Here is a 16,259-nt window from a genome sequence, read left to right on the forward strand (position 1 = left end):
ACGCCACGTCAGCCTGCCGGTGACCCGCGCAGCCGGGCCGACGGGAGACCTCGACAGGGGATCACCGCTCGTTGGAGGGGGGCTCCTGCGGGGACGTCGTGGCGGGGGCCAGCTCTGCCGCCTGCTCGTGCTCGAAGCCGATCAGCCACAGCAGGCCGAAGCGGTCCCTGACCTGCCCGTCGGAGGCGCCCCAGGGTCGACGCTGGAGCTGCTCGACCACCGTTCCCTCCGACACCAGACGCGCGAACCAGCGTCGCAGCACCGAGGGGTCGGCAGTGCCCAGCAGGGAGAACATCAGCCCGTCGGTGCGCAGCTCGTGGTGCTCCTCGGTGGCATCGGCGGCGTAGAGCGAGACCGGGCCGGTGAGGATCCCGTGGGCGATCGCCGAACCGGGGCCGTCCTCCCGCTGGAAGTCCGCGAAGGTGTGCAGTTCGAGCTCCCCGCCGAACACCTCGGCGTAGAACTCCAGCGCCTGGCGCGCGGTGCCGGGGAAGTGGAGGTACGGGGTGGGAGAGGTCATGGGCCGACTGTAGACCGGTGCGTGGGCACGTGTCCGGAACCACGCCCCGGGGGGCCCTGCCATCGCGGGGGCGTGGGTAGCATCGATCCATGACGAGCGCGGACCCCTTCGGTTTCATCGGCCTGACCTACGACGACGTGCTGCTGCTGCCCGGCGAGACGGACGTGATCCCCTCCGAGGTGAACACCACCTCCCGCCTGACCAGGGAGATCTCCCTGCGGGTGCCGCTGGCGAGCGCCGCCATGGACACCGTGACCGAGTCGCGGATGGCGATCGCCATGGCCCGCCACGGCGGCATCGGCATCCTGCACCGCAACCTCTCCATCGAGGACCAGGCCCACCAGGTGGACCTGGTCAAGCGCACCCAGACCGGCCGCATCTCCAACCCGATCACCATCGGCCCCGACGCCACCCTCGAGGACTTCGACTCCCTGTGCGGCCAGTTCCGGGTCTCCGGCCTGCCGGTGGTGGATGAGAAGAACCAGCTGCTGGGCATCTGCACCAACCGCGACCTACGATTCATCCCCGTGGCCGAATGGGCCACCACCCAGGTGCGGGAGGTGATGACCACCGAGCTGTTCACCGCCCCGGAAGACGTCACCCCCGAGCAGGCCACCGCCCTGCTGCGCAAGAACAAGCGTGAGCGCCTGCCGCTGGTCGCCGCGGATGGCACCCTGCGCGGCCTGATCACGGTGAAGGACTTCGTGAAGTCCGAGCAGTTCCCCGATGCCTCCAAGGACGGGCAGGGGCGCCTGCTGGTCGGCGCCGGCGTGGGCTTCTTCGGCGACTCCATCGACCGTGCGGGTGCGCTGCGCGACGCCGGCGTGGACGTGCTGGTGGTGGACACCGCCAACGGTCACGCACGCCTGGCGCGCGAGATGATCCAGCGCATCAAGTCCGACTCCTACTTCGACGGCGTCCAGGTGATCGGCGGCAACGTCGCCACCCAGGCCGGGGCCCAGGCCCTGGTGGACGCCGGTGTGGATGCGGTGAAGGTGGGCGTGGGACCGGGCTCCATCTGCACCACCCGCGTGGTGGCCGGTGTGGGCGTCCCCCAGATCACCGCCATCCACGAGGCGTCCAAGGCCACCAAGCCCGCCGGTGTGCCCCTGATAGGCGACGGTGGCCTGCAGTACTCCGGTGACATCGCCAAGGCCCTGGTGGCCGGAGCGGACTCCGTGATGGTCGGCTCGCTGCTGGCCGGCACCGAGGAATCCCCGGGCGAGGTGGTGCTGGTCAACGGCAAGCAGTACAAGTCCTACCGGGGCATGGGCTCCCTGGGCGCGATGGCCTCGCGCGGCAAGAAGTCCTTCTCCAAGGACCGCTACTTCCAGGCCGACGTCTCCGGCGACGACAAGATCGTGCCCGAGGGCATCGAGGGCCGGGTCGCCTACCGCGGCCCGCTGGGAAGCGTGCTCCACCAGCTGGTGGGCGGCCTGCACCAGTCCATGTTCTACGTGGGCGCGCACACCGTCGCTGAGCTGAAGGACAAGGGGCAGTTCGTGCGGATCACCCCGGCCGGGCTCAAGGAGTCCCACCCTCATGACCTGGCCGCGATCATGGAGGCGCCCAACTACTCCTCCCGCTGAGACCGCAGGGGCGGGGCGCGCCCGCACTGATCCGTGGGGATAACCCCCAGGACTGTGACGCGCGCATTCGTTAACGTCGAGGACCATGAGCACGACGAACACCCCGATGCCCCAGTCCGATCCGCGCCCCGCAGGCGATCCGACTCCGAGCCAGGCCCCCGATCCTGCGCTGAATGCAGCCGGTCCCGCGCCTGGGCAGGGCACGGCCGGTCCCGCGCCCGCACCCGCGCCGAGCACCGACCGACGCACGGTCGCCCCGCGCAACGGCACCCGCTGGGGTCGGATCTCGCTGATCCTCGGCCTGGTCGCCCTGATCGGGGGTATGGGCGTCGCGGCTCTGGTGGGCTTCACCATCGCCCCGCAGGAGGCCGAGGCCGGCCGCTACCTCGGAGACACCCCCGAGGGCTATCAGACCCTGGTGACCGCGGCCTTCGCCTCCTTCATCCTGTGGGGGCTGACGGCGCTCGCGGCCATGGTGACCGGCGTGGTGGCGCTGGTGCGGCGGGAGCGGCCCGGCCGCGCCATCGCCGGCCTGCTGATCGCCTTTGTCGCACCTGCGCTCTGGTTCGGGGCGTTCGCGATCTCGGCCCTGATCATCGCCTCGACGATCAGCTGACCGGTCCGCGCCGGGTCCCGGTGCCCGGCGAGCCAGGTTCCTCCCCGCCGCTCTGCCGTCCACAGCGGACCGGGATGTCGGCCCTGGCGCCTACCCTGGATCCATGACCGCACTCGCCCCTGCCGCCTCCTGGACCCAGCGCCCGCTGCTCGGTTTCGACACCGAGACCACCGGCACCGACGTCGGCCGGGATCGCATCGTCACCGTGGCCCTGGTGCACTCGGTGGCTCCCGGCAGGCTGGGGGAGACGGTCGCGACCTGGCTCATCGATCCGGAGATGGAGATCCCCGAGGGCGCGCAGAAGGTGCACGGCATCAGCACCGAGCACGCCCGCATGCACGGAATGAAGTCCGCCGAGGCCCTCGACGAGGTCGCCACGATGCTGGCCGACGCCCTCGCCCTGGACGTCCCCATCGTGGCCTTCAACGGCAGCTTCGACCTGGCGATCCTGGAGAACGAGCTGCGCCGCCTGGGGCTGCCCACCCTCACCGATCGCGTGGGCCATGTGATCGCCCCGGTGATCGATCCTCTGGTGGTGGATCGTGGTGTGGACCGCTACCGCAAGGGAAAGCGAACCCTCACGGATCTGCTGGCGCACTACGGGATCCAGCAGGACGGCAGGCTCCACACCGCGGATGTGGACGTCTCCGCCACTTTGGACGTGCTGCGGGCCATCGTCGCCGCGCACCCTCAGGTGGGGGTCTCCAGCCTGGAGGACCTGCATCAGCAGCAGATCAGCTGGCATCGCTCCTGGGCGGAGAATTTCAACGAGTTCCTGAGGAAGAAGGGTCGGACCCCGGACGTGAACCTCGACTGGCCTCTCTGACGGACAGCTTCCCGTCCAGGGCGGGCCGCACGCCGGGTCCAGCCCTCAGGGCTGAGGCTGACCGGGTGGTATCACCTCGTCGAGGATCGCGGAGAGCATCTCCCTCAGGGTCGACGCCGAGACCGCAGCCATTGGCAGAGTCTGGGAATCCTCCGGGCCGTCCTCATCGAAGGCGCCTGCATCGATGAGGTGCACAGCGTCACCGGTGGCGTACACGTAGGCTGCGTAGCCGCCGCCAGGGTGCATCGCAGTGAACGTGGTGGCCACGCGGGTATCGGGAAGCACGAACCCCGGTGTCAGCTCGGAGCGGTTCATCATCTGCTCTTCGCCGTCCTCCGAAGCGGCGTTGAACGGGTCAGCATAGGTGGCCAGCCGGTCAGCGATCGCATCGCGTCGCAGCAGGCTGAACAGATGCAGGCCGTCGGTCGTGACGAACTCTTCCAGCGCCGTGCCGTCGGGCGTGAAATACAGAGAGTTCGTCGTGGTTCCGTCCTCGAGCACCCGCGTCGCGGTGAGGAAACCGGCGGCCGACCGGCGCAGCAGGAACACGCCGGCCAGAACAGGGCTGAGCTGCATGGTGCGCTTCGAGGGGTCGCCGTCCCCTTCGAGCACGGCACCCTCGTCGTCCCGTGCTTCAGGGTCCAGGGTGACCATGCCGCGGGCAGCCAAGGAGCGAGTCGCGGAGGCCACGGCCGAGCGCTGGTCGATGCCCTCGTTCGAGAGGTAGGGGCTCCCCACCAGTTCGAGGGACTGCGTGCCATCGACCCCCGCGATCTCTTCATCGGTGAGCATGATGAAAGTCGTCTGCTCTTCACTCTCCGGCATCTGCTGAAGCAGAAACCTGACAGAGCTGACATCGCGCTCCGTGATCAGCGAGGTGGGGCCGAGCGTAGAGGGGGGCATCAAGAACTCCTCGGGGCTGACGGGTGAGACGGAGACAGCGCCACTTTAACCGGCAGGGGCGGGGTCATCCGGTTCGCTGAGGCGGTGGGGGAGGACCGGTGGGCCGGTATCGATGTCGCGAGGGTCTCAGAATCCGCTCCAGCCGAAATAGTCCTTCGCAATGTCCAATCCGGCAGCGCCGAGGCTGAGTGCAGTCCCCCCGACCATCAACGGCACGCCGGCAACTGCTCCAACACCGGTTGCGGAGGCCGCTGCACCAGCCAGGACCATACCGCCGCCTACGGCTGTCATGCCGCCGGTGACCTGCTTCTGCCGATCCCCATCGCGGAAGCCCTCGTACGCCTCGAAGCCGCCGAGCCCCACGTCCAACCACGGTGCCGCCTTGCCGGCGAGGCGGAATGCGGGATTGCTCAGGAAGTGGGAGGCCTTGCCTGCGAAGCCCTGGGCGAAATCATCGATGAACCCGAACGCTTGCCGGTTGAAGAACCCGGTAGGGATGTTGAAGTTGCCTAGGACCTTCTCCGTCAGCTTGCTGAACTCCTTGCCCCAGTTGAACACTTTCGACTGGGCGAGCAGGTTCGCATCCAGGAGATGGCCGATCTGCTTCATTGCATCCGGGTCCGTCAGCCCGCGCATCCAGGACGGAACAGCCCGGGAGACGTCGAAGAGCTTCTTGCCCTTGTTCCACAGCTTCTGGAAGTCGGACCAGGTCTTGGTCGGGTTGGTCAACCACTCGGGGAGTCCACCCCCACCGTTGCCGTTTCCGGTACTGCCGTTGTCGGTACCTGTGCCGGAGTCCGCGCCGGAAGCGGCGTCCTGCTCCTCGGCGTGATCGGTCACGGTGATGCCGCAGCCCTGCACATCGGCGCTGACCTGGTCCAGCCGGGGCCGGATGTCAGTCTGGTACCTGGTGCGGAATTCATCGGCATCGTGGCCGACCCACATCTGCTCATTGAGCACAACTGCGTCGAGGTGGGAGCCCATCTCCGCGAGCAGCGTGCTCTTTCGTGTGGCCAATTCGCTGTATTGGCGCATCTGTTCTGTATCGCCACCGATGAAGGGCATGGCCGTTTCCTTGGGATGAGGGAGGCGCACGCCTGGCTCGGAGGCCGGGGCGCAGCCTGACGTTGCTGGATTCAGGTGCGACAGTACGGTGGGAGGGCTGATCGGGGCCATGGGGAGAAGTCCCCATGGGCATCGATCGAGAACCGGGCTCCGCACATCGGATCATGTCTATGCTGGCGATATGGACAGTCGCTTTCGCGAGTACCAGGACGCGATCTCCAGCACGGCGAGCAGTCCTGCTGAGCAGAGCCTCGCACAGCTGATGAGGGAGGACGGCATCGCCGACTTCGAGGTCTGGACTTCGCGTGCGGTCCTTGAGGAGGACGAGCGGGTGGTGGCCGCTGCTGTTGGACAGGTCGCGACGGAGGATCCCCCGGTGCTGCTGGTCACTGATCGCCGCGTGCTCTGGACGGCGCAGGGGCTGATCCGCTGGAAGGTCAGACGTGAGATCTCTCGGTCGCAGATCCGGGCGGTGGAGATCACTGCCGGAGGGCTGATGGCTCCGCCACGGGTCCGGTTTGCGCCGGTGAGGGAGAAGGACCTTGTGTTCAAGCTTCGCGCTGGCGCTGATGAGGTGGCGAGGCTGCGCGAGCGGATGCGCCGCAGCTTCGGGCCCGTGTACCGCGAGAGCTGATGGCAGATCGGAGGGCCGCTCGTCCCCAGTCATGGTCGAGGTGTGGTGCCTGGCAGATTAGCCGGCGTCACTCCTGGGCGGAGAACGTCGACGAGTTCCTCAGGAAGAAGGGTCGGACCCCGGATGTGAATCTCGACTGGCCTCTCTGATGCGGACCAGGGGGTCTGCGAGCCGGCGCTCCCGCTCCTCCTTCTGAACCCGCTCGTGGTGCTGGGTGTGTCCCTCCCACGCGCGCCCGATCCAGTTCGCCAGGGCCAGTGCAGCGATGCTGCCGGCCGCCCCCACAGCCACCAGCGTCGTGCCCGGCTCGAGGCCGGACAGCTTCCCGTCCAGATCGGACCACACGCCCAGCGCGCCCATCAGCAGCAGTGAGCCACCGACGCCCGTCACCCACGTGCCGTGCATCGAATGCTCACTCATCACGCGCCTCGACGGGATGCCACCCTGCCGGCTCACGTCCCATCGGGACGCCATGACGGCCAGCTGCATCAGGCGCAGCAGCGAGTACCCACCGGCCAGCAGCGCCAGGGCGAGCAGCAGCGGCACCAGGTACCCGGGGGTGCGAGCCTCCGGGGCCGTGCCGAAGGCCTCCGCCGCAGCGGGAACAGCCAGCACCAGCCCCGCCAGCGACGGCCCCGCCGCCCACACGGGGGAGAACGGGCCCAGTAGTGCGTGCCCGGGGCCCGTCGCCTCCCAGCCTGCGAGGTCCCTCCGGTTGAGTGCCGGACGTCGGTCGTCCGCCTTGGCTCGGTCGCTACGGTCCATGGAGCAACGGTAGTGGTTCACGAGCCGATCACTCGTTCTGGTGGGCCTGCCTGTTGTCCACTTCGTCCAGCGCCTCGGACAGGATCATGGTGAAGTCGCGGGGCTGGCACAGCGGTCGGCGATCTGGTCCCGCACACGATCGGTGCCGGTCAGGTCACCCGAGTCCCCGACGCCGCGGGCATCGAACGTGATCACCCTGGAGCGTGCGCGAAGCTGCGCGACGTGGTGGTCCCACATACGTCGACCCGTGCTGATGGCATGGATCAGGACGACCGCTGGTCCGTCGCCGCTCACCTCGTAGCAGACCGACGTGCGCGGGCGCTGCAGGATCATCGGTGTCCTCCGCCTGTGGGCTCACCCGGCGCAGGGCGAGGTGCGATCACCGACGGCAGATCTTCTCCCATGGCTTCCGTCATCGCCTCGATCAGCGCAGCGAAGGCCCTCTTCCCGGCCTCGACGTCGCCGGACGCGCACTCGTACGAATCAGTGATCATCGAGCTGATCGCCTGCAGGGTGTCCGCCAGCGGAGGCGAGCCCTCGCTTCGCAAGAGAGGCTCGGACAGCAGCGGGCCGACCATCAGTGTGCTGAGGGTGTGGCTGATCGCGGCGGGCCGTCGATCCGCCCGGATGAGCCCGGCGGCCTGCATCTGCTCGATGAACTCGGCGCCCAGCAGCACGCGGGGCCGGTAGTGACCCGGACCGCGACCGTGGAGCAGTCCCGTCAGTGCCCCGCTGGTGTCCGTGTAGAGCGAGCGCAGGAACGCGCGGTGCAGCAGCGCATGCACGCTGTGGTGGTAGATGCGGGAGAGCCGTCCTCCCGCTGGGTCCTGCGCCACACGCGCCGCGGCGTCGGCGAGGTAGGCGCTGAACTCGTGGCGCACCACCTCGTCGAACAGGGCGTCCTTGGACGAGAACTCCAGATAGAAGGACCCCTTGGAGACACCCGCGGCGCGGGTCACGTCCGCGACGCTCGTCTTGCGGACGCCGTGCTGGACGAAGAGTTGTGCAGCGGCCTCCAGCAGCTGTTCGCGTCGGTCCTTCATGCCGTGCTTCCTGCGGGATAGTGCTCGGTCAAAAACTCCAGCAGCACCTGGTTGAAGCGCGCTGGGTTGTCCTGGTTCGCGTTGTGCGAGGCATCGGGGATCACCTCGTAACGCGAATGCGGGTCACGTGCGGCCCATGCCGGCATCGTGCGAGCGACGTTGCCCGTCCTGTCGTGTTCGCCGTGGGTGAGCAGCAGCGGCACCTCGATCAGGTAGTTGGGACGGGGCCGGATCGCGCGTGTCACAGCCCCCCACACATGCAGGAACTCGCGTTTGGACAACTGGCCGATGGCATCGACCGCATACTCCTGGACGTTTCGCGTGCGTGCAGTGGAGCGAGCGAAGGTTCGTTGGAGGAACCCCCACGGCCATGGGACGAACCACAACGTCGACGTGCGCAGAGCCCACTGCTCCCACCGGGGTATCGGCATCGTCGTGCAGGTGGATCCGATGATGACCACGGCACTGAAGACGCCCGGCCGGCGCAGCACCATCTCCTGTGCCACAATCCCGCCCAGTGACTGGCCGCCCACGCAGATCGGTTCGTCGACTCCTATGTGCTCCAGCAGTGCGAACAGGTCCTCGGCCATGTCGCCGATCGTGATCGGGGTGCGGCCCAACGGCTTCGATATGCCGTGTCCTCGCACGTCCCAGGTTAGCACTCGGTACCCGGCGTCCGTGAGCGCGGGGATCTGCGGATCGAACATGCGGTGATCCATGGTGGCCCCATGCGTGAGGGCGATCAGGGGTGCGCCGTCGGACCCGTGGACCCAGGCGTGCAGGCGAGACCCTGCGCGCTCCACGGTCACCGAGTGTGCTCGGCTGCGATCGTCGTCATTCACGGGCCCGGCTCCTTGTCCGTCGAGGCCTTCCAGCACCACCAGTTTGACCGGAATGACGATTCTGGTCAAACAGTCAGAACTCGTGGTCGTCACCACGCGTGCCGTGTCGCGTTCCTCGCGCGCCGACCTGCACCAGCAGCACATCGCCCGGCGGCGCGAGCAGGGGGCGGTTCGGCTGTGAGATTTCGAAGCGTCGATAGACTGGCATGGTGATGAGCGAGATCGAGATCGGCCGCAACAAGCGGGGACGACGCAGCTACAGCCTCGACGACGTGGCGGTGGTGCCCTCCCGCCGCACCCGTGACCCCGAGGACGTCTCCACGGCGTGGCAGATGGACGCCTACCACTTCGACATCCCCATCTTCGGTGCCCCCATGGACTCCGCCATGTCCCCGGCCACCGCGATCGCCCTGGGCAAGCTCGGCGGCCTGGGCGTGCTGGACCTCGAGGGCCTGTGGACCCGCTACGAGGACCCCACCCGCTACTACGACCGCATCGCCGCCGCCTCGGACGACGACGTGGTGGCCCTGATGCGCGAGATCTACGCCGAACCGGTCAAGGCGGAGCTGATCCGCGACCGGATCCGCGAACTGCGAGACGCGGGCGTGACCGCCGCCGGCTCCCTGTCGCCCCAGCGCACCCAGGAGCACTGGAAGACGGTCGTCGACGCCGGTGTGGACCTGTTCTTCATCCGCGGCACCACGGTCTCGGCCGAGCACGTCTCCTCCGGGCGCGAACCGCTGAACCTCAAGAGGTTCATCTACGAGCTGGACGTCCCCGTGATCGTGGGCGGCTGCGCCACCTACACCGCGGCCCTGCACCTGATGCGCACGGGCGCTGCCGGTGTGCTGGTCGGCTTCGGCGGTGGGGCCTCCCACACCACTCGCGAGACCCTCGGCATCTCGGTGCCGCTGGCCAGCGCCGTGGCCGACGTGGCCGGTGCTCGCCGCGACTACCTGGACGAGTCCGGTGGCCGCTACGTGCATGTCATCGCCGACGGCGGCCTGGGCCACTCCGGCGACCTGGTCAAGGCCATCGCCTGCGGGGCCGACGGCCTGATGGTCGGTGCGGCCCTGGCTCGCGCCGAGGAGGCTCCTGGGCGCGGCTACCACTGGGGAAGCGAGGCCCACCATCCCACGCTCACGCGCGGCCACCGCGTGGCCGTGGGCACGGCCGGCCCGCTCGAGCAGATCCTGTTCGGCCCGTCGGTCGCCGCCGACGGCACCACCAACATGGTGGGAGCTCTGCGGCACGCCATGGCCACCACCGGCTACCTCGATCTCAAGGAGTTCCAGCGGGTCGAGGTCGTCACCACCGTCTGAGCTCGAAACGAGGCAGAGCAATGGAGGGGTTCCAGATCCTTTCGGTGCGGCTCGGCCTGGTCTGGGCGGTGGCGGCCGGCGTGCACAAGAAGATCCAGGCGGAGCAGGAGGCCACCCGTCGCCGCCGCATGCTGGGCAGGACCCGGCCGGATGGCGGACAGATGCTCGGCGAGCACTGAACCGCGACCACCAGATCATCGGCCCTCCCTTCCCGGCCACGAACCACCAGGAGCACCCATGCAGCACGACATCACCCTCGCCCATGGCTCGGTGCGCCTGCGCCCGCTGCAGCCGGACGACGCTCCCGCGCTCCGCGCCATCGTCGACCAGGAGATCTGGTCGGGGATGAGCGTGCCGCTGCCACGCACGGATCAGGAGATGGCCCAGCACCTTCTCGAGCTGGTCTCCCGCCCGGCGCTGTACGGCTTCGCCGTGGAGCACGAGGGCACCGTCGTCGGCCGGACCACGCTGTACGACCTGGTGCCGCGCCTGCGGGTCGAGATCGGCAACACACACTACGCGCGGGAGCTGTGGGGCGGCGCGCTGAATCCCACGGTGAAGCTGCTGCTGCTGGACCATGCCTTCGACACCCTTGACGTCGGCCGCGTGGCTCTGCGCTGCGACAGCCGCAACGAGCGCTCGCGCCGGGCGATCCTACGACTGGGAGCGACCTACGAGGGCACGCTGCGCAGGTTCCGCACTGCCGCCGACGGCACCATCGCCGACGCGGCGTACTTCAGCATCCTGCGGGAGGAGTACCCGGGGATCCGCACCGGGCTGCTGTCGCGCATCGAACGCTGATCGCCCGGCTGCCGTCGCCCACCGGCGCGCACCGCCCGCTCAACGCTGGCTGGTGGAGCGCACCAGGGCGATGATGCCCCAGATCAAGAGAACCAGCGACAGCAGGCCCAGGACCACCGGGATCAGGACGCCGATCGCTGTGCTGATCAGCACGCCCACCGCCCCCATCGGAGCGTGGGCGAGCTGGTCCGTTCCCTCGCAGTTCACCGTCACCTGCTGCTCGCTGACGGCAGTGATCGAGTAGACGCTCACGTAGTCCACGCCGTCGATCTCGCCGAGGACGATGGCGGAGCTGTCCCTCTCGACCTCGATGTCGGCGCCCTCCACCTCACAGGTGACGGTGCTGACAGAATCTGCGGGGACACCGAGATAGTTGACGCCCATGCCGTCGGTATGCTGGCGCAGCGAGGTCGCCGAGGACCAGCTGTGGGAGTCGGCGTAGCGGTGGGCCGTGGCAGATCGCGCAGCAGCCGTCTCGTAGCGCTCAGAGAGCGGCGGCGACCTCCGCAGCCTGCTGGGCGATCGCCAGCTCCTCATCCGTGGGGACCACCAGCACCGTCACGGCGCTCTCGGGGGTCGAGATCACGCGCAGCTGCTTGGAGCGCTCGCGGTTCTTCTCCAGGTCCAGTTCGATGCCGAAGCCCTCGAGGCCGGCCAGGGCCTGCTCGCGCACCTGCCACACGTTCTCGCCGATGCCGGCGGTGAAGGCGATGGTGTCCACGCCGCCCAGCACGAAGGCGTAGGAGCCGATGTACTTGCGCAGGCGGTGCACGTACACGTCCAGTGCCAGCCGCGCGGTCTCGTCACCCGCGTCGACCGCCGCGGTGATGTCGCGGAAGTCGCTCATGCCGCACAGCCCCTGCATGCCGGAGCGCTTGTTGAGGATGGTGTCGATCTCGTCCGCGCTCAGGCCCGCCTGTCGGTGCAGGTGGATGTACACGGAGGGGTCGATGTCACCGGTGCGGGTGCCCATCACCAGTCCCTCCAGCGGGGTCAGGCCCATCGAGGTGTCCTGCGGGACACCACCGCGGATGGCGGAGGCGGAGGCCCCGTTGCCCAGGTGCAGCACGATCTGGCGCAGGTCGGAGACGTCCTTGCCCTGGTCGGCCAGGTGCGCGGAGACCGTCTCGGAGACGTACCGGTGGCTGGTGCCGTGGGCGCCGTAGCGGCGCACCCTGTACTGCTGGGCGAAGTCCTTGGCCAGCGCGTAGGTGGCCGCGGCATCGGGCAGTGCGGTGAAGAACGAGGTGTCGAACACCACCACGTGGGGGACCTCGGGCAGCAGCTTGCGCGCACCGTCGATGCCGTCCACCGCCGCGTAGTTGTGCAGCGGGGCCAGGCGGCCCAGCTCGTACACGTCCTGGCGGACGTCGTCATCGACCAGGGTGGGGCCGTCGAAACGCGCACCGCCCTGCACCACGCGGTGACCCACGGCCATGATGCGATCGTCCGTGAGGGACAGTCCCACCTCGCCGAACAGCTGCTCCACGATCCTCATCGCCTCCACGTGGTCCGGGACCGGACCGGCGAAGGTGGACTCCTGCTCCCCGGCGGTGATGCGCGCAGCGCCCATGTCCAGGCCGATCCGCTCCACGATCCCGGTGGCGTCCACGGTGCCATCGGCAGGGGAGAGCAGCTGGAACTTCAGGGACGAGGAGCCAGAGTTGATCACGAGGACGCGGGGATCGGCGGGCGTGGCGTTCATGGGGTGGTGTCTCCTGGTCTGTGGGAGGTCGGTGTCGGTCGGGGCGCGGCCGGGGGCACCGACGATGGTGTCGGCACACCTGCGCGGGGCCCGAGGGCGACAGTAGATGGCCGCCCGGTGGCGGGTCAGTGTGCAGCGGTGGACTCGGCCTGCGCCTGGATGGCGGTGATGACCACGGTGTTGATGATGTCGTCCACCAGCGCGCCGCGGGAGAGGTCGTTGACCGGCTTGTTCAGGCCCTGCAGCACCGGGCCGATGGCGATCGCCCCGGCGGAGCGCTGCACGGCCTTGTAGGTGTTGTTGCCGGTGTTGAGGTCCGGGAAGACGAACACGGTGGCACGGCCGGCCACGGAGGACTCGGGCAGCTTGGTCTTGGCGACCGAGACGTCCACCGCGGCGTCGTACTGGATAGGGCCCTCGACGTCGAGCTCGGGGTTCTCCCCGCGCACGATCTCGGTGGCCTCGCGCACCTTGTCCACGTCGGCGCCGGTCCCGGAGGTGCCGGTGGAGTAGGAGAGCATCGCGACCCTCGGGTCGATGCCGAACTGCTCCGCGGTGGCGACGGACTGGACCGCGATGTCGGCCAGCTGCTCGGCGGTGGGGTCAGGGTTCACCGCGCAGTCGCCGTACACCAGCACCCGGTCGTGCAGGGCCATCAGGAACACGGAGGAGACGATCTTCGCGCCCGGCTTGGTCTTGATGATCTCGAAGGAGGGGCGGATCGTGTGGGCGGTGGAATGGACCGCCCCGGAGACCATGCCGTCGGCCTCGCCCATCTGCACCATCATGGTGCCGAAGTAGGAGACGTCCTGCACCTTCTCGCGGGCCTGCTCGATGGTCACGCCCTTCTTGGCGCGCAGGCGTGCGTACTCCGCAGAGTACTTCTCCAGCAGCTCCGGATCCTGGGGGGAGACCACACGGGCCTCGGAGATGTCGTGGCCCAGCTGGGAGGCCTTGGCCCGGATCGCGTTCTCGTCGCCCAGCAGGATCAGATCCGCCACGCCGCGGGCCAGGATCGCCTCGGCGGCGGCGAGGATGCGGGGCTCATCGCCCTCGGGCAGCACGATCCGCTTCTTCTCGCCGCGGGCACGGGCCAGCAGCTCGAACTCGAACATCATCGGGGTGACCACTTCGCTGCGGTTGACCTCGAGGGCCTTCAGCAGGGTGGGCGTGGGCAGGTGCTCGGCCACGGCACGGCGGGCGGCATCCAGCTTCTGCGGGCTGCTGGCCTGGAGGCGGCCACGGGTCTTGGCCACCTGCACGGCGGTCTCGAAGGTGGACAGGTCGGTGGCGATCACCGGGAGGTCCTGCTGGACGCCGCTGAGCAGCCGCGTGACCTCCTCCGGGATCTCGTAGCCCCCGGTCAGCACGATCGAGGACAGCGAGGGGAACGTGCCCGACTGCTGAGCCATCAGCAGCCCGGGCAGCAGGTCGAACCGGTCGCCGGGGGCGACGACGGTGCAGTTCTCCGTGAGGCGGTTCAGCACGTTGGGCAGGCTCATCGCGGCCACCACGGTGCCGATGGCCACGCGCCCCAACCACTCGGGGTTGCCCTGCAGCAGGCTGCCGCCGACGGCCTCCTTGAGCTCCCCCACGGTGGGGGCCATGATGACCGGGCTCTCCGGGATCACCGCGACGATGCCGCCCTGGGCCTTCGCGGCCACGGTCTCGTGGATCTGCGTGAGCGAGTCGGGATCCGCACGGTTGACCACCACGGCGATCGGCGGGGCGTGGTGCCCGGCGAACTCGCCCAGGGACACCGAGGCGAGCGCCCCGATCTGCTCGGGGCTGCGGTCCAGCCCGGACAGCACCAGCACCACGGAGGCACCCAGGTTCGCCGCGACCTCCGCGTTGAAGGAGAGCTCGGCAGGGTTGGCCAGGTCGTCGTAGTCCGAGCCCAGCACGACGAGCATCGAGTAGCGCTCGGCGAGCTCGCGGTAGTGGCGCAGGATCTGCTCGTGCGCCTTGTCCGGGTCCGAGAGCATCAGCTGGTAGTCCACGCCGATGGCGTCCTCGTAGGACTGGTCCACGGCGGGATGCCGGGTCAGCAGGTCGACCGCGTAGTCACGCGCCCGATCGGCCTTGACGACCGGTCGGAACACCCCGACGCGGTCGGACTGGGATGCGAGGGCTTCGAGAAGACCGAAAGCCACCATCGACTTCCCTGTCATTCCCTCCGGGCTGGCGACATAGACACTCTGCGACACGCTCCCCACAATACGGTGGGGGAGCCCACGACGGCAGGCCCGAAGTCCCGCTGCCCACAGCGGTGACGGCTCTCATGCTGCCCCCCCCGCACCTGGGCAGATGCCAGCTGTGCACGCCTGGTCCCCAGCTGACGCTCCTACCATGGGGTCATGCTGCGCACCGCTCTTCGCCCCCGCCTGCTGGGCCTGCTCGCCCTCATGGTGGCGGCGACGGTGGGGTGCGGACTGCTGGCCTCCTGGCAGTGGGACCGTGCCCACCGTGCCCTGACCAGCCGCGATGATGCCCCCGCTGAGCTGGGGGACGTGCGCGACGTGCTCGAGGTCGGGGGAGCCGTGACCAACGACATCGTGGGCGAGCTGGTCACCGCACAGGGGCGGTTCGATCCCGCCGAGCAGGTGCTGGTGGCCGGGCGGCGCATCGACGGGACCGAGGCCACCGTGGTGGTCACGGCCCTGCACGTCGACCTCGACGACGGCACGGCAGCCCGCCTCCCGGTTGCGCGCGGCTGGCTGCCCACCGCAGAGGTCACCGGCGCCGACGGCCACCTCGACCCCTCCCTGGCACCGCCGCCCCCGTCGGGCGAGGTCGCCGTGGCCGGTCGGATCGAGGCCAGCGAGGCCGCCTCCGACGGCATCGAGGGGGGCGTGGCCACGGAGATCGCCACCCCGCAGCTGGTCAACGAATGGGGCGCGCCCATGTACGCCGGGTACGTGGCTCAGACCTCCGAGTCCGCGGGCCTGTCACCGATGCCGGCCGCGCAGTCGGCGTTCTCGCGCGGGCTGGACTGGCAGAACATCGGCTACGCCGCGCAGTGGATCCTGTTCGGGGCCTTCTTCCTGTACCTGTGGGGGCGCTCTGTGCGCACCGCCTACCTGGACGAGCTGGCCGACCAGCGCGAGGCACTCGAACGAGAGCTGGATGGCGGTAGCGTGGGCGGGTCCGATACCGCCCCGGCGACCTCTTCCGCCGCCGCCCCGACTGCTGACAAGGACCGATGATCGTGGCCTCCTCCACCCGCCCCCTCGACGAAATGGCCGTGCGGACCTCCTTCGCGCGCTTCCGCATCGCCTCCATCGTGGAGGGCATCGCACTGCTGGTGCTGGTCGCGATCATGGTGATGCGGTACGGGGTGTACGGCGGCGAGGGTCTGTTCACCTCCACCTCCGCCACCTGGGACCAGATCTCCTCGGTGTGGTCCCCGATCCACGGCCTGATCTACATGGTCTACGTGATCCTCGCCTTCGACCTGTGGATGCGGATGCGCTGGGGGCTGCCGCGGATGCTGCTGCTGATGTTCTTCGGTGTGGTCCCGGTGCTGTCCTTCTTCGGGGAGCGCTGGACCCACCAGCAGGTGGAGTCCGATCTCTCCCGCCGCCCCACGCTGCAGGACCAGGAACGCCCTGCCTGACGCCGTAGACTT

At 69.0% G+C, this 16,259-nt stretch carries 20 protein-coding genes; 10 read left to right on the forward strand and 10 right to left on the reverse strand.

Going from position 1 to position 16,259, the window contains the following annotated elements; translation table 11 throughout:
- Window positions 1–61: 61 nt before the first annotated feature.
- On the reverse strand, window positions 62–520 hold the full coding sequence (locus M3B01_RS06770; protein ID WP_259790460.1) for a VOC family protein: 459 nt from the start codon (window positions 518–520) through the stop codon (window positions 62–64).
- 89 nt (window positions 521–609) lie between these two features.
- Between M3B01_RS06770 and guaB the strand changes: the two genes are divergently transcribed.
- The 3 genes from guaB to M3B01_RS06785 all read left to right on the forward strand — a co-directional run bounded on the left by guaB (window position 610) and on the right by M3B01_RS06785 (window position 3,551).
- Window positions 610–2,109 (forward strand): IMP dehydrogenase, encoded by a 1,500-nt coding sequence (guaB, locus tag M3B01_RS06775; RefSeq protein WP_259790463.1) that lies wholly within the window; start codon window positions 610–612, stop codon window positions 2,107–2,109.
- An 85-nt stretch (window positions 2,110–2,194) separates the two neighbouring features.
- The gene (locus tag M3B01_RS06780) at window positions 2,195–2,725 is read left to right on the forward strand and encodes a hypothetical protein (RefSeq protein ID WP_259790466.1); all 531 of its coding nucleotides are present in this window, start codon (window positions 2,195–2,197) and stop codon (window positions 2,723–2,725) included.
- A 103-nt stretch (window positions 2,726–2,828) separates the two neighbouring features.
- Window positions 2,829–3,551, forward strand: coding sequence for an exonuclease domain-containing protein (locus tag M3B01_RS06785; protein ID WP_259790469.1), 723 nt, complete (start codon window positions 2,829–2,831; stop codon window positions 3,549–3,551).
- Window positions 3,552–3,596: 45 nt separating this feature from the next.
- On the opposite strand, the gene M3B01_RS06790 is transcribed toward M3B01_RS06785, so the two are convergent.
- Together M3B01_RS06790 and M3B01_RS06795 are read right to left on the reverse strand one after the other, a co-directional pair.
- Entirely contained in the window at window positions 3,597–4,376 is a 780-nt protein-coding gene (locus M3B01_RS06790) for a hypothetical protein (protein ID WP_259790472.1), read from the reverse strand.
- Between the two features lie 204 nt (window positions 4,377–4,580).
- Window positions 4,581–5,519: a hypothetical protein gene (locus M3B01_RS06795; protein ID WP_259790475.1), complete on the reverse strand. Its 939-nt coding sequence runs from the start codon at window positions 5,517–5,519 to the stop codon at window positions 4,581–4,583.
- A gap of 181 nt (window positions 5,520–5,700) precedes the next feature.
- On the opposite strand from M3B01_RS06795, the gene M3B01_RS06800 reads away from it, so the two are divergent.
- Complete coding sequence (locus tag M3B01_RS06800; RefSeq protein WP_193865537.1) at window positions 5,701–6,153, forward strand: PH domain-containing protein; 453 nt, start codon at window positions 5,701–5,703, stop codon at window positions 6,151–6,153.
- A 99-nt stretch (window positions 6,154–6,252) separates the two neighbouring features.
- Here the strand turns inward: M3B01_RS06800 and M3B01_RS06805 are convergent, their stop codons facing one another.
- The 4 genes from M3B01_RS06805 to M3B01_RS06820 all read right to left on the reverse strand — a co-directional run bounded on the left by M3B01_RS06805 (window position 6,253) and on the right by M3B01_RS06820 (window position 8,842).
- On the reverse strand, window positions 6,253–6,918 hold the full coding sequence (locus M3B01_RS06805) for a hypothetical protein (RefSeq protein ID WP_259790479.1): 666 nt from the start codon (window positions 6,916–6,918) through the stop codon (window positions 6,253–6,255).
- An 84-nt stretch (window positions 6,919–7,002) separates the two neighbouring features.
- On the reverse strand, window positions 7,003–7,251 hold the full coding sequence (locus tag M3B01_RS06810; RefSeq protein ID WP_259790482.1) for an alpha/beta fold hydrolase: 249 nt from the start codon (window positions 7,249–7,251) through the stop codon (window positions 7,003–7,005).
- Window positions 7,248–7,961, reverse strand: coding sequence for a TetR/AcrR family transcriptional regulator (locus M3B01_RS06815; protein WP_259790485.1), 714 nt, complete (start codon window positions 7,959–7,961; stop codon window positions 7,248–7,250). The genes M3B01_RS06810 and M3B01_RS06815 overlap by 4 nt, the downstream gene beginning before the upstream one ends.
- On the reverse strand, window positions 7,958–8,842 hold the full coding sequence (locus M3B01_RS06820) for an alpha/beta fold hydrolase (protein ID WP_396123343.1): 885 nt from the start codon (window positions 8,840–8,842) through the stop codon (window positions 7,958–7,960). The genes M3B01_RS06815 and M3B01_RS06820 overlap by 4 nt, the downstream gene beginning before the upstream one ends.
- Window positions 8,843–8,855: 13 nt before the next feature.
- Between M3B01_RS06820 and M3B01_RS06825 the strand changes: the two genes are divergently transcribed.
- Genes M3B01_RS06825 through M3B01_RS06840 form a run of 4 tightly spaced genes read left to right on the forward strand, consistent with a single transcriptional unit; the run spans window position 8,856 to window position 10,926 of the window.
- A complete protein-coding gene (locus M3B01_RS06825) occupies window positions 8,856–8,984 on the forward strand; it encodes a hypothetical protein (protein WP_259790519.1) in 129 nt (42 codons plus the stop codon).
- 31 nt (window positions 8,985–9,015) lie between these two features.
- A complete protein-coding gene (locus M3B01_RS06830; RefSeq protein WP_259790489.1) occupies window positions 9,016–10,125 on the forward strand; it encodes a GuaB3 family IMP dehydrogenase-related protein in 1,110 nt (369 codons plus the stop codon).
- 20 nt (window positions 10,126–10,145) lie between these two features.
- A complete protein-coding gene (locus M3B01_RS06835) occupies window positions 10,146–10,304 on the forward strand; it encodes a hypothetical protein (RefSeq protein ID WP_193865532.1) in 159 nt (52 codons plus the stop codon).
- A gap of 58 nt (window positions 10,305–10,362) precedes the next feature.
- Window positions 10,363–10,926 (forward strand): GNAT family N-acetyltransferase, encoded by a 564-nt coding sequence (locus M3B01_RS06840; protein WP_193865531.1) that lies wholly within the window; start codon window positions 10,363–10,365, stop codon window positions 10,924–10,926.
- A 39-nt stretch (window positions 10,927–10,965) separates the two neighbouring features.
- Here the strand turns inward: M3B01_RS06840 and M3B01_RS06845 are convergent, their stop codons facing one another.
- From M3B01_RS06845 to pta, 3 genes are all read right to left on the reverse strand, one after another.
- Window positions 10,966–11,310 carry a hypothetical protein gene (locus M3B01_RS06845; RefSeq protein WP_259790492.1) on the reverse strand — a complete coding sequence of 115 codons (345 nt, stop codon included), beginning with the start codon at window positions 11,308–11,310 and terminating at the stop codon, window positions 10,966–10,968.
- Between the two features lie 100 nt (window positions 11,311–11,410).
- Window positions 11,411–12,631: an acetate kinase gene (locus M3B01_RS06850; RefSeq protein ID WP_259790494.1), complete on the reverse strand. Its 1,221-nt coding sequence runs from the start codon at window positions 12,629–12,631 to the stop codon at window positions 11,411–11,413.
- 125 nt (window positions 12,632–12,756) lie between these two features.
- Entirely contained in the window at window positions 12,757–14,838 is a 2,082-nt protein-coding gene (gene pta, locus M3B01_RS06855; protein ID WP_259790497.1) for a phosphate acetyltransferase, read from the reverse strand.
- A 150-nt stretch (window positions 14,839–14,988) separates the two neighbouring features.
- Between pta and M3B01_RS06860 the strand changes: the two genes are divergently transcribed.
- Together M3B01_RS06860 and M3B01_RS06865 are read left to right on the forward strand one after the other, a co-directional pair.
- The gene (locus tag M3B01_RS06860; protein WP_259790500.1) at window positions 14,989–15,837 is read left to right on the forward strand and encodes an SURF1 family protein; all 849 of its coding nucleotides are present in this window, start codon (window positions 14,989–14,991) and stop codon (window positions 15,835–15,837) included.
- Entirely contained in the window at window positions 15,834–16,247 is a 414-nt protein-coding gene (locus M3B01_RS06865) for a DUF3817 domain-containing protein (protein ID WP_193865527.1), read from the forward strand. The genes M3B01_RS06860 and M3B01_RS06865 overlap by 4 nt, the downstream gene beginning before the upstream one ends.
- Window positions 16,248–16,259: the final 12 nt, after the last annotated feature.

Origin of the sequence: Brachybacterium sp. p3-SID957, from assembly GCF_025144775.1 — a bacterium.
GTDB classification, from domain to species: domain Bacteria; phylum Actinomycetota; class Actinomycetes; order Actinomycetales; family Dermabacteraceae; genus Brachybacterium; species Brachybacterium epidermidis.

Bases quoted from the DNA above. Each gene is read 5' to 3' on its own strand.
- M3B01_RS06770 (WP_259790460.1), bottom strand. From the start codon at position 520: ATGACCTCTCCCACCCCGTACCTCCACTTCCCCGGCACCGCGCGCCAG.
- guaB (WP_259790463.1), top strand. From the start codon at position 610: ATGACGAGCGCGGACCCCTTCGGTTTCATCGGCCTGACCTACGACGAC.
- M3B01_RS06780 (WP_259790466.1), top strand. From the start codon at position 2,195: ATGAGCACGACGAACACCCCGATGCCCCAGTCCGATCCGCGCCCCGCA.
- M3B01_RS06785 (WP_259790469.1), top strand. From the start codon at position 2,829: ATGACCGCACTCGCCCCTGCCGCCTCCTGGACCCAGCGCCCGCTGCTC.
- M3B01_RS06790 (WP_259790472.1), bottom strand. From the start codon at position 4,376: ATGCCGGAGAGTGAAGAGCAGACGACTTTCATCATGCTCACCGATGAA.
- M3B01_RS06795 (WP_259790475.1), bottom strand. From the start codon at position 5,519: ATGCCCTTCATCGGTGGCGATACAGAACAGATGCGCCAATACAGCGAA.
- M3B01_RS06800 (WP_193865537.1), top strand. From the start codon at position 5,701: ATGGACAGTCGCTTTCGCGAGTACCAGGACGCGATCTCCAGCACGGCG.
- M3B01_RS06805 (WP_259790479.1), bottom strand. From the start codon at position 6,918: ATGGACCGTAGCGACCGAGCCAAGGCGGACGACCGACGTCCGGCACTC.
- M3B01_RS06810 (WP_259790482.1), bottom strand. From the start codon at position 7,251: ATGATCCTGCAGCGCCCGCGCACGTCGGTCTGCTACGAGGTGAGCGGC.
- M3B01_RS06815 (WP_259790485.1), bottom strand. From the start codon at position 7,961: ATGAAGGACCGACGCGAACAGCTGCTGGAGGCCGCTGCACAACTCTTC.
- M3B01_RS06825 (WP_259790519.1), top strand. From the start codon at position 8,856: ATGACGATTCTGGTCAAACAGTCAGAACTCGTGGTCGTCACCACGCGT.
- M3B01_RS06830 (WP_259790489.1), top strand. From the start codon at position 9,016: ATGAGCGAGATCGAGATCGGCCGCAACAAGCGGGGACGACGCAGCTAC.
- M3B01_RS06835 (WP_193865532.1), top strand. From the start codon at position 10,146: ATGGAGGGGTTCCAGATCCTTTCGGTGCGGCTCGGCCTGGTCTGGGCG.
- M3B01_RS06840 (WP_193865531.1), top strand. From the start codon at position 10,363: ATGCAGCACGACATCACCCTCGCCCATGGCTCGGTGCGCCTGCGCCCG.
- M3B01_RS06845 (WP_259790492.1), bottom strand. From the start codon at position 11,310: ATGGGCGTCAACTATCTCGGTGTCCCCGCAGATTCTGTCAGCACCGTC.
- M3B01_RS06850 (WP_259790494.1), bottom strand. From the start codon at position 12,631: ATGAACGCCACGCCCGCCGATCCCCGCGTCCTCGTGATCAACTCTGGC.
- M3B01_RS06860 (WP_259790500.1), top strand. From the start codon at position 14,989: ATGCTGCGCACCGCTCTTCGCCCCCGCCTGCTGGGCCTGCTCGCCCTC.
- M3B01_RS06865 (WP_193865527.1), top strand. From the start codon at position 15,834: ATGATCGTGGCCTCCTCCACCCGCCCCCTCGACGAAATGGCCGTGCGG.